At 70.7% G+C, this 9,775-nt stretch carries 7 protein-coding genes and 4 pseudogenes; 7 read left to right on the top strand and 4 right to left on the bottom strand.

The features are described from left to right. Both GTW08_RS32155 and GTW08_RS23850 read left to right on the top strand, forming a co-directional pair. Positions 1 to 1,149, top strand: a pseudogene (locus GTW08_RS32155) (IS256 family transposase); the annotation flags it as partial. Positions 1,150 to 1,189: 40 nt separating this feature from the next. Next, positions 1,190 to 1,402, top strand: a pseudogene (locus GTW08_RS23850) (ATP-binding protein); the annotation flags it as partial. A gap of 16 nt (positions 1,403 to 1,418) precedes the next feature. On the opposite strand, the gene GTW08_RS23845 reads toward GTW08_RS23850, so the two are convergent. Then, positions 1,419 to 2,039 (bottom strand): TetR/AcrR family transcriptional regulator, encoded by a 621-nt coding sequence (locus GTW08_RS23845; RefSeq protein WP_073577953.1) that lies wholly within the window; start codon positions 2,037 to 2,039, stop codon positions 1,419 to 1,421. A 114-nt stretch (positions 2,040 to 2,153) separates the two neighbouring features. Here GTW08_RS23845 and GTW08_RS23840 point away from each other — a divergent pair, with 114 nt between their 5' ends. The 5 genes from GTW08_RS23840 to GTW08_RS33055 all read left to right on the top strand — a co-directional run bounded on the left by GTW08_RS23840 (position 2,154) and on the right by GTW08_RS33055 (position 6,943). Next, positions 2,154 to 3,500, top strand: a complete 1,347-nt coding sequence (locus tag GTW08_RS23840; protein WP_202417609.1) for an acyl-CoA dehydrogenase family protein — start codon at positions 2,154 to 2,156, stop codon at positions 3,498 to 3,500. Continuing rightward, positions 3,497 to 4,678 carry a selenide, water dikinase SelD gene (selD, locus tag GTW08_RS23835; protein WP_073577952.1) on the top strand — a complete coding sequence of 394 codons (1,182 nt, stop codon included), beginning with the start codon at positions 3,497 to 3,499 and terminating at the stop codon, positions 4,676 to 4,678. The genes GTW08_RS23840 and selD overlap by 4 nt, the downstream gene beginning before the upstream one ends. Beyond that, positions 4,675 to 5,271 carry a cytidyltransferase gene (locus tag GTW08_RS23830; RefSeq protein ID WP_073577951.1) on the top strand — a complete coding sequence of 199 codons (597 nt, stop codon included), beginning with the start codon at positions 4,675 to 4,677 and terminating at the stop codon, positions 5,269 to 5,271. Before selD ends, GTW08_RS23830 begins: the two co-directional genes overlap by 4 nt. Further along, positions 5,268 to 6,650, top strand: coding sequence for a phosphoglycerate mutase (locus GTW08_RS23825; protein ID WP_073577950.1), 1,383 nt, complete (start codon positions 5,268 to 5,270; stop codon positions 6,648 to 6,650). Before GTW08_RS23830 ends, GTW08_RS23825 begins: the two co-directional genes overlap by 4 nt. A 158-nt stretch (positions 6,651 to 6,808) precedes the next feature. Further along, complete coding sequence (locus GTW08_RS33055; protein WP_346009965.1) at positions 6,809 to 6,943, top strand: acetyl-coenzyme A synthetase N-terminal domain-containing protein; 135 nt, start codon at positions 6,809 to 6,811, stop codon at positions 6,941 to 6,943. Between the two features lie 188 nt (positions 6,944 to 7,131). Here GTW08_RS33055 and GTW08_RS23815 read toward each other — a convergent pair. The 3 genes and pseudogenes from GTW08_RS23815 to GTW08_RS23805 form a co-directional block, all read right to left on the bottom strand. Continuing rightward, positions 7,132 to 7,647, bottom strand: a pseudogene (locus tag GTW08_RS23815) (transposase); the annotation flags it as partial. A 15-nt stretch (positions 7,648 to 7,662) separates the two neighbouring features. After that, complete coding sequence (locus tag GTW08_RS23810; protein WP_083658949.1) at positions 7,663 to 8,901, bottom strand: IS256 family transposase; 1,239 nt, start codon at positions 8,899 to 8,901, stop codon at positions 7,663 to 7,665. A gap of 166 nt (positions 8,902 to 9,067) precedes the next feature. Further along, positions 9,068 to 9,775: pseudogene (locus tag GTW08_RS23805) on the bottom strand (IS256 family transposase); the annotation flags it as partial.

The raw sequence follows: 9,775 nt of genomic DNA, 5'->3' as shown, positions 1-9,775 counted from the left end.
AGTCCCACGACCCGGCCGGCCGTGACGGCGGGAACTCTCGCAACGGTCACCGGTCGAAGACCGTGCTGACCGAGGCCGGGCCGGTCGAGCTCGATGTGCCCCGGGACCGGGACGGCTCGTTCACCCCGAAGATCGTCGCCAAGCGGCAGCGCCGCATGTCCGGGGTCGACGAGCTCGTGCTGTCGCTGTCGGCGAAGGGCCTGACCACCGGGGAGGTCCAGGCTCACCTGGCCGAGGTCTACGGCGCCCAGGTGTCCCGGCAGACGATCTCGACGATCACCGACAAGGTCATCGAGGCGATGGTCGAGTGGCAGAACCGGCCACTCGACCCGGGACGGAGTCCAATGGTCGTCGCGAATCCTCACGACGACCATTGGACTCCGTCCCGGGCGGACTACCCGGTGATCTTCATCGACGCGATCCACGTCAAGATCCGCGACGGGAAGGTCGCGAACCGGCCCATCTATGTCGCGCTCGCGGTGACCTGTGAGGGCCGCCGGGAGATCCTCGGGCTCTGGGCCGGGGACCCCCTGCAGCGGCGGCGAGGGCGCGAAGTACTGGCTGCACGTACTCACCGAGATCCGTAACCGCGGCGTCGGTGACGTGCTCATGGTTGTCTGTGACGGCCTGGCGGGGCTGCCGGATGCGATCGGCGCGGTCTGGCCCGCCACTATCACCCAGACCTGCGTGGTGCACCTGCTGCGCAACAGCTTCCGCTACGCCGGCCGCCAGCACTACGACGCGATCGCCAAGGCCCTGCGACCGGTCTACACCGCACCCACCGAGGCTGCGGCGACCGAGCGGTTCCTGGAGTTCTGCGAGGCCTGGGGTGAGCGGTATCCGGCGATCGTGCGGCTCTGGGAGAACGCCTGGGCCGAGTTCGTGCCGTTCCTGGGGTTCGACGTCGAGATCCGCAAGATCATCTGCACGACGAACGCGATCGAGAGCGTGAACGCCCGGATCCGGCGGGCGGTCAAGGCCCGCGGGCACTTCCCGAACGAGGCCGCCGCGCTCAAGTGCGTCTACATGGCGATCATGAGTCTCGACCCCACCGGCACCGGGCAGCACCGGTGGTCGATCCGCTGGAAGCCCGCCCTGAACGCCTTCGACATCGCCTTCGACGGACGCCTGTCCGCCGGACGCACGTAACCGACCAACCTCAGTTACACCGGAAACTTGACAGTCCCCCGCCGAGCTGCTGTTTCAGGTGCTGACCGAACGCGAGGAGCAGAACTCCGTCGCGATCGCGTCCAGTGAGTCGTTCGCCGGCTGGACCAAGACCTTCACCGACCCCCGTCTGTGCGCGGCGATCGTCGACCGGCTTACCTTCGGCGGCAACATCATCGAGACTGGTATCGACTCCTACCGCCTCGCCCAGACCCGGGCGCGCACCTCCTCATAGGCACGGTCGTGGTGTGTCAGGTCGTGTGGGACGCCTGATCGCTGAGGTAGCGCTGCATGAGGTCGCGGGCGTCGAGGTGGAAGAGGTTGATGCGGTGGGTGTGGCGGAGCAGGAGTAGGCCGGAGGCGTGGGCGAACGCGTCGGCGGTGAGTCGGGTCGCGGTGTCGGGGTCGACGAGTTCTTCGGCGGCGGCTCGGACGGGTTCGAGTGTGGCCAGGAGTGCTGCGTTGAGGTCGTGGTTGGTGTCGGGGTCGGGCATGCCGTGGGGGGCCATGCCGCCGGCGAACAGGTAGAAGCCCATGTCGAGATCGCGCGGGTTCTCGTCGTAGAAGTCGAAGAACGCCAGGCCGGCGGCGACGAAGCGCTCGACCGCGGTGTCGATACCGACGACGGCGGCCTCGGTCGCGGCACGCAGGCGCTGCAGCGACTCGTGCAGGGCTGCTGCGTAGATGTGTTCCTTGCTGGGGAAGTAGCCGTAGATCGCGCCGGTGGCGTAGCCGGCTTCCTTGGCGATGGCGCGCATGTTGGCCTCGCGCAGGCCGTCGCGGGCGAACACGCGCAGCGCGGCGTCGAGGATCAGCGCCCGTTTGGCCTCGGCCACCGCGCCGAGTCGATCCGCGCGCGCACTGTTGGTCATGCGTTCAGCCCTTCCGTCCCGGTCGCCATGACGCTACAGTCCGAACGTCGTTCATCAAAGTGAACTACGTTCGGAACTGGACGTGAGAGCAGGCTAACAGGGAGATCAGCGCTGATGACCACCGTCGCAACCACCACATCAACCAGCACCGCGACCAGGACGGCAGGCGGTGCTGGCGAGACCGCGATGCCGGCGTCGGGCGCCGAGACTGCGATGCCGGCGTCGGGCGCCGAGATCGGGGTGAGTGCGCGGGTGTCGGACTACACCGCCCGGTTCGCCGAGTTCCTGGCTCGGGAGGTGGCACCGTTGGAGAAGGAGCTGACGGGGCAGGGTGCGGGGACGCCGAGCCAGCCGCGGTTCGACGAGAAGGGCCGGATGAGCGCGGCGGTGTGGGAGGCGCGGCGGGAGGTGCAGCGCCGGGCCGGCGCGGCCGGCCTCTACGCCCCGCACACCAGCGCGGAGGTCGGCGGGGGCGGGTTCGGCCGGGTCGAGATGCACCACGTGGAGGAGTTCGTCTACCGCCGGTCGGGGCTCGGGCTGGGCCTGGCCGCGCTGGCGTGGACCGAGGGCCCGAACCCGGCGGTCGAGCACTGCTCGCCTGCGTTGCGCGAGCAGTACCTGACCCCGCTGATCACCGGCGAGATCACCGCGGCGTTCTGCAACACCGAGTTCGGCGCGGGATCGGACGTGCTGCGGATGGCCACCCATGCCGAACGCGACGGCAGCGACTGGGTGATCAACGGGTCAAAGGGCTGGATCACCAACTCGCACTTCGCCGACGTGTTGCAGGTCGTCGCAGTCACCGATGCGGGCGCGGGGACCCGGTCGCTGTCGATGTTCCTGGTCGACGGGAACGCGCCCGGCGTGACCCGCGGGGTCGACCTGCCCACGACGATGGCCGACGGGCTGACCGGCGCGCTGGAGTTCACCGATGTGCGGGTGCCGGCGGAGAACGTCGTCGGCGAGATCGGCGACGGGTTCGGACTGGCGATGTCGTGGATCAACTGGCGGCGGCTGTGCCGGGGCGGGATGTGCGCGGGCTGGGGGGCGTGGCTGCTGGAGCGTGCGGTCGACTACGCCCAGCAGCGCGAGGTCGGCGGCAAGCCGATCGCCGACCAGCAGGTCGTGCAGCACATGCTGGCCAACATGCACGCCGACATCTACCAGGCGCGCGCGACGTCGCTGGTCGCCCAGGCCGAGCTGGACGTGCTGGGCCCGTACGCGAAGCCGTTGCACCGCGACGCGCCGCGGCTGATCAGCCTGGTGAAGGTGATCAACGACGAGGCGTTCTTCCGGGTCGCCGACACCGCGGTCCAGGTCCGCGGCGCGGCGGGACTGATCCAGGACTCACCGGAGGAGAAGCTGTTCCGGGTCGCGCGCAACCTGCGCATCCCGGCCGGCACCTCGGAGATCCAGCGCAACGCGATCGCCCGCGGGCTGCTGCGGAGCAGGGCGGCATGAGCGCCACCAGCCCGGCCCCGGCTGCTCCTGCAGCTGCTGTTCCGCTGACGCACTACTCGCCGGGCGGGGGCTGCGCGTGCAAGCTGCCCCAGACCCTGCTCGACGACGTGGTGAACTCGCTGCGCGGTACCGGAGCGACCGGTCCTGTAGCGGTGGGGCCGGAGTCGGGCGCGGTCACCGCGACCGGCGCGGTGTTGCGGGTCGGGTTGGACCCGGCCGACGACGCGGCGGTGGTCGATCTGCCCGGGTGGGAGGGCCGGTCGCTGGTGGTGACGTGTGACTTCCTGACCCCGGTGGTCGACGACCCGTTCGCGTGGGGGCAGATCGCGGCGACGAACGCGCTGTCGGACGTCTACGCGATGGGTGGCCGGCCGCTGGTGGCGCTGAACCTGCTGGGCTGGCCGGCGGATCTGGACCAGTCGTTGCTGGCTGAGGTTCTGCGGGGCGGTGCCACCGCAGTTCGTGAGGCCGGCGCGCTGGTCGTGGGTGGGCACAGCATCGTCGACGCGGCCCCGAAGTACGGGCTGGCCGTCGTCGGTGAGGTCGACCAGAACGCGATCCTGCGCAAGGGCGGCGGCCAGGCCGGGGATCTGCTGGTGCTGACCAAACCTCTCGGGGTCGGGGTCGTGACCACCGCGGTCAAGCGCGGCCGCGCCCCGGCTGCGGTGGTGGCGGAAGCGGTCGCGGTGATGACGCGTGCCAACGCCGCCGCCTCCCGGGTCGCGGTTGGGGCCGGTCTGCGCGGCGGCACGGACGTCACCGGGTACGGGTTGATCGGGCATCTGCACGAGATGGCCCGGACCGCGGGTGTCGCGGCCGCGGCCTGGCCACGGGCCGTTCCGGTCCTCGACGGGGTCCGGGAGCTGGTCGAGGCCGGCTGCGCCCCCGACGGCAGCCGCCGCACCCTCGCCTCCGCACTGGCCACCGGCTGGTTCGTCCCGACCGGGACCGACGCGACGACCCAGCTGCTGCTGGCCGACGCCCAGACCTCCGGCGGCCTGCTGCTGGCCGTCGCACCGAACAAGGCCGACGGGCTGCTGACGCAGCTGCGCGAGCGGGGCGAGCGGGCAGCGGTGATCGGCCGCCTGCGCTCGGGCGTCGCAGGCCAGATCACCACCGAGAACCCGGTCGCGTATCCGCCGGTGTCGGCGGGCCGGCCTGGGCAGGTGGGGTCGTGAGCGGGTTGGTGTGCGTGACCGGCCGGTTCCAGCCCGTCCACGACCAGCACCTCGAGCTGTTCGCGATGGCGTTGCGCGAGGCCGAGCACCTGATCGTCGCGGTGACCAATCCCGACACCGGTGCCCGGCATCCGGAACCGACCTCCGCGCATCGTCACCTGCCCGTGGCGAACCCGTTCACCTTTTACGAACGCGCCCGGCTCCTGCAGACCGCACTCGCCGCCCGCGGCTGGGCCGACCGTACGACGATCGTCACGTTCGACCTGACCCGCCCGGCGACCTGGACCGAGTACGTGCCCATCCACGCGCGCCAGTTCGTGCGCGCCTACAGCGCCTGGGAGCGCGACAAGGCCGCCCGATTGGGCGAGGCCGGCTACCCGGTCACCGTCCTCGACGGCGACCCCGCCACCCGCGTGTCCGCCTCCGACATCCGCGCACGCTTCGATGGTGGGTGGGAGCAGCTGGTGCCCGCCTCGGTGGTGCCGCTGCTGGGCGAGCTGCTCGCCGAGCACGACAGGACAGCCCCCGTACGGGAACAGGTCACTGTGCGAGATCGGGTTCCAGCCGGGCCGAGCCGAGAGGCCACGGCGTGAAGGCCGGCTACGGGGAGACCCAGCCCCGCCTCGACGACGACCGGTTGCCGATCGTGCTGGTCATCCTGGACGGGCTCGGGGATCGACCCATCCCGCAGCTGGGCGGACGGACACCGGCCGAGGCCGCGCACACCCCGCACCTGGACGCGCTGGCCCGCCGCGGCGCCAGCGGATGGCACCTCCCGTTCGGGTGGGGCCGCGCCCCGGCCTCCGAGCTCGCGCACTGGTCGATGTTCGGCTTCACCGACATCCCGTTCCCCGGCCGGGCCGCGCTGGAGGCGCTCGGCGCCGGCCTGGACGTCCCGCGTGGTTGCGCGCTCACCCACGCCAGCCTGCGCACCAGCCGCCGCGACGGCGACCGCCTGCACATCACCGGACGAGCCCGCCCCGACGACGCCGCAGAGGTCGCCGAGCTGCTAGCCGTCCTGACCCCGGTCCTTGCCCGGCACGGAATGACGCTGACCCCGCACGGGGACAAGGGTGAAGCGCTGCTGAGCGGACCCGGACACGACAGCGCCCACGGCAACGGGCACGGGAGCGGGGACGTCACCGACTCTGACCCGCTGTTCGAGTCGTTCCACCCCTGGATGCAGCCGGTGGCGACCAGCCCGGCTGGCACCGCGTTCGCCCAGGCGCTCACCGCGGCCCTGCTGCAGGCCCGCGCTCATCTGCTCGACCACCCCGTCAACACCGCGCGCGCCGGTCGGGGCCTGCCCGCGCTGGACGTGCTCACCACCAAGTGGTCCGGGCAGCTCGGGGAGATCCCGAGCTTCGTCGAGCAGATCGGCGTCGCCGGGGCGATGGTCACCAGCACCCGCCTCTACCGCGGCATCGCCGCCGCCCTCCAGATGAGCTCCACCCATCTGCGCCCGGTTCCCGACCTCGCCGCGGACATGGCCGCCCGCCTTGCCGCCGCCAGCGAGCTGATCGCGACCGGAGCCCGGTTCGTCCACGTCCACACCAAAGTCGCCGACGAAGCCGGGCACACCAAGAACCCCCACGCCAAACGCGAGGTCCTGGAAGCGATCGACGCCGGTCTCGCCGGCCTCGACGCCCTCACCGACACCGCGGTCGTCGCGGTCACCGGCGATCACGCCACCCCGTCGGTCGACGGCGTCATGCACACCGCCGACCCCACACCGCTGATCATCGCCGGGCCGACCGTCCGATCCGACACCGTGACCGAGTTCGGTGAGCTACCCGCCCGCCAGGGCTGGTGGGGCCAGGTCCGCGCCGAGGAACTCCTCCCGCTCCTGCTCGGACAGGCCAACCGGCCCGTCTTCCTCGGCCACCGCATCACCCCCCGCCGCGCCATCGCCCTCGCCGACACCCCCACCCCGATGCCATTGACCGACGAACACCCCAGCACCAATCCCTGACGGCATTCTCGCCGAGCTCGGCCTACTTGGCCTCCGCCGCTCCGGTCCCCGGCTGCTGTCCACCCGTCCCGAGCCGCCCGATGCAGGCCTGTCCGTCACAGGCCTGTCCGGCGAACGGCCGCCCCGTTCCAGTGTTGTGACGATCCGATCGGAGAGAGATGCGCGGCTACCACGAGATGTTCGACAGCAGCGTCGAGGACCCCGCATGGTTCTGGGCCGACGCCGCTACCGCGATCGACTGGTACCGCCCACCCACGACAGTCCTCGACACGGCGAACCCGCCGTTCCACTGATGGTTCTCCGACGGGCAGCTCAACACCTGCTTCAACGCCCTCGACCGGCACGTCGCCGCCGGCCACGGCGACCGCGCCGCCCTGATCTACGACAGCCCCGTCACCGGCACCACCCGCACCTACACCTACGCGCAGCTGCTCGACCAGGTGGGACTGTCAAGTTTCCGGTGTAACTGAGGTTGGTCGGGTTACGTGCGTCCGGCGGACAGGCGTCCGTCGAAGGCGATGTCGAAGGCGTTCAGGGCGGGCTTCCAGCGGATCGACCACCGGTGCTGCCCGGTGCCGGTGGGGTCGAGACTCATGATCGCCATGTAGACGCACTTGAGCGCGGCGGCCTCGTTCGGGAAGTGCCCGCGGGCCTTGACCGCCCGCCGGATCCGGGCGTTCACGCTCTCGATCGCGTTCGTCGTGCAGATGATCTTGCGGATCTCGACGTCGAACCCCAGGAACGGCACGAACTCGGCCCAGGCGTTCTCCCAGAGCCGCACGATCGCCGGATACCGCTCACCCCAGGCCTCGCAGAACTCCAGGAACCGCTCGGTCGCCGCAGCCTCGGTGGGTGCGGTGTAGACCGGTCGCAGGGCCTTGGCGATCGCGTCGTAGTGCTGGCGGCCGGCGTAGCGGAAGCTGTTGCGCAGCAGGTGCACCACGCAGGTCTGGGTGATAGTGGCGGGCCAGACCGCGCCGGAGCAATCGTCAAGACCTGTGGATGAAGATCTTTAGGCGGCTTCCGGTTGGTGGTGGTCGTCGGGTCGTTCGACGAGCTGGCCGCCGGTGAACGTGGCGCCGGCGCGGACGAGTGCCACCAGGTGCGGGCCGTTCACCGCGCGCCAGCGGTCCTGGGCAGCTTCGATCAGCTTGAACGCCATCGCCAGCCCGGCCGCCCGGGATCCCGGCCCCTTCGTGATCTTCGTGCGGTGCCGGACGGTGGCGAAGGTGGACTCGATCGGGTTGGTGGTGCGCAGGTGCTGCCAGTGCTCGGCCGGGTAGTCGTAGAACTCCAGCAGCTCGTCGAGGTCATCGGTGATCTTGGAGACCGCCTTGGCGAACTTCGCCCCGTAGGTGGCCTCGAAAGACTTCACGGCCTCGAAGGACTTCACGGCCTCGAGGGCGTAACGGCGGTCCTCGGCGTTCCAGATCTCGGCCAGCGCCTTCTTCGCCCCAGGGTGGGCGGAGCGCGGCATGGCGCCGAGCACGCCTGCGATCTTGTGAAACCAGCACCTCTGCTCCCGCGTGGCCGGGAAGACCTCGCGCAGCGCGCCCCAGAACCCGAGCGCCCCGTCGCCGATCGCGAGTACCGGGGCCCGCATGCCGCGCCGTGCGCAGTCGCGCAGCAGGTCTGCCCACGACTCGGTCGACTCGCGGTAGCCGTCAGCGAGAGCGACGAGTTCCTTGCGACCGTCGGCGCGGACCCCGATCAGCACGAGCAGACACAGCTTGTGTTCTTCGAGGCGGATGTTGACGTGGATCCCGTCGGCCCACAGGTAGACGTAGTCCACTCCGGACAGGTCGCGGGCGACGAAGGCGCGTTGCTCGGCCTCCCAGGTCTCGGTCAGCTTGGTGACCGTGGCCGCCGACAGCCCGGCCGTGGAGCCGAGGAACTGCCCCAGCGCGGGCACGAAGTCCCCCGAAGACAGGCCGTGCAGGTAGAGCAGCGGAAGCACCTCGGTGATCTTCGGGGTGCGCCGGCACCACGGCGGCAGGATCGCCGAGGAGAACCGGCGTCGCTCGCCGGTGTCGGGATCGGTGCGCCGGTCGTTCACCCGGGGTGCGGTCACCTCGACCGCTCCGGCCGAGGTGAGCACGTCGCGGGGCTGGTGGGAACCGTTGCGTACCACCAGCCGGCGGCCGTGCTCGTCGCGCTCGCCGGCGTGGCGGGCGATGTCGTCGTCGACCTCGGCCTGCAACGCCTCGGCCAGCATCCGGCGGGCGCCCTCGCGGACCAGTTCGTCGATCACGGCCGGGCGGGGCTCACGGCGGGACTCGTCGCCGCCGTCGGGTTCGGAACTACAGTGAGCACGGGTCGTACCCTTCCGACCGGCGTTGGCGCGCCGGCCTTGCTTGAGGACCGTCAAGATCACCGGGAGGGTACGACCCCTCCCCGGTCATCCACAGGTCTCAAGCATTGCTCAGCAGGTGCACCACGCAGGTCTGGGTGATAGTGGCGGGCCAGACCGCGCCGATCGCATCCGGCAGCCCCGCCAGGCCGTCACAGACAACCATGAGCACGTCACCGACGCCGCGGTTACGGATCTCGGTGAGTACGTGCAGCCAGTACTTCGCGCCCTCGCCGCCGCTGCAGGGGGTCCCCGGCCCAGAGCCCGAGGATCTCCCGGCGGCCCTCACAGGTCACCGCGAGCGCGACATAGATGGGCCGGTTCGCGACCTTCCCGTCGCGGATCTTGACGTGGATCGCGTCGATGAAGATCACCGGGTAGTCCGCCCGGGACGGAGTCCAATGGTCGTCGTGAGGATTCGCGACGACCATTGGACTCCGTCCCGGGTCGAGTGGCCGGTTCTGCCACTCGACCATCGCCTCGATGACCTTGTCGGTGATCGTCGAGATCGTCTGCCGGGACACCTGGGCGCCGTAGACCTCGGCCAGGTGAGCCTGGACCTCCCCGGTGGTCAGGCCCTTCGCCGACAGCGACAGCACGAGCTCGTCGACCCCGGACATGCGGCGCTGCCGCTTGGCGACGATCTTCGGGGTGAACGAGCCGTCCCGGTCCCGGGGCACATCGAGCTCGACCGGCCCGGCCTCGGTCAGCACGGTCTTCGACCGGTGACCGTTGCGAGAGTTCCCGCCGTCACGGCCGGCCGGGTCGTGGGACT

It is taken from the genome of Pseudonocardia sp. SID8383 (genome assembly GCF_009864975.1).
Classification (GTDB): domain Bacteria; phylum Actinomycetota; class Actinomycetes; order Mycobacteriales; family Pseudonocardiaceae; genus Pseudonocardia; species Pseudonocardia alni.
This window is presented reverse-complemented; position numbering and strand designations above follow the sequence as displayed.

Coding starts and splice junctions, on each gene's coding strand:
- selD (WP_073577952.1), top strand. CDS start 3,497: ATGAGCGCCACCAGCCCGGCCCCGGCTGCTCCTGCAGCTGCTGTTCCG.
- GTW08_RS33055 (WP_346009965.1), top strand. CDS start 6,809: ATGCGCGGCTACCACGAGATGTTCGACAGCAGCGTCGAGGACCCCGCA.
- GTW08_RS23845 (WP_073577953.1), bottom strand. CDS start 2,039: ATGACCAACAGTGCGCGCGCGGATCGACTCGGCGCGGTGGCCGAGGCC.
- GTW08_RS23840 (WP_202417609.1), top strand. CDS start 2,154: ATGACCACCGTCGCAACCACCACATCAACCAGCACCGCGACCAGGACG.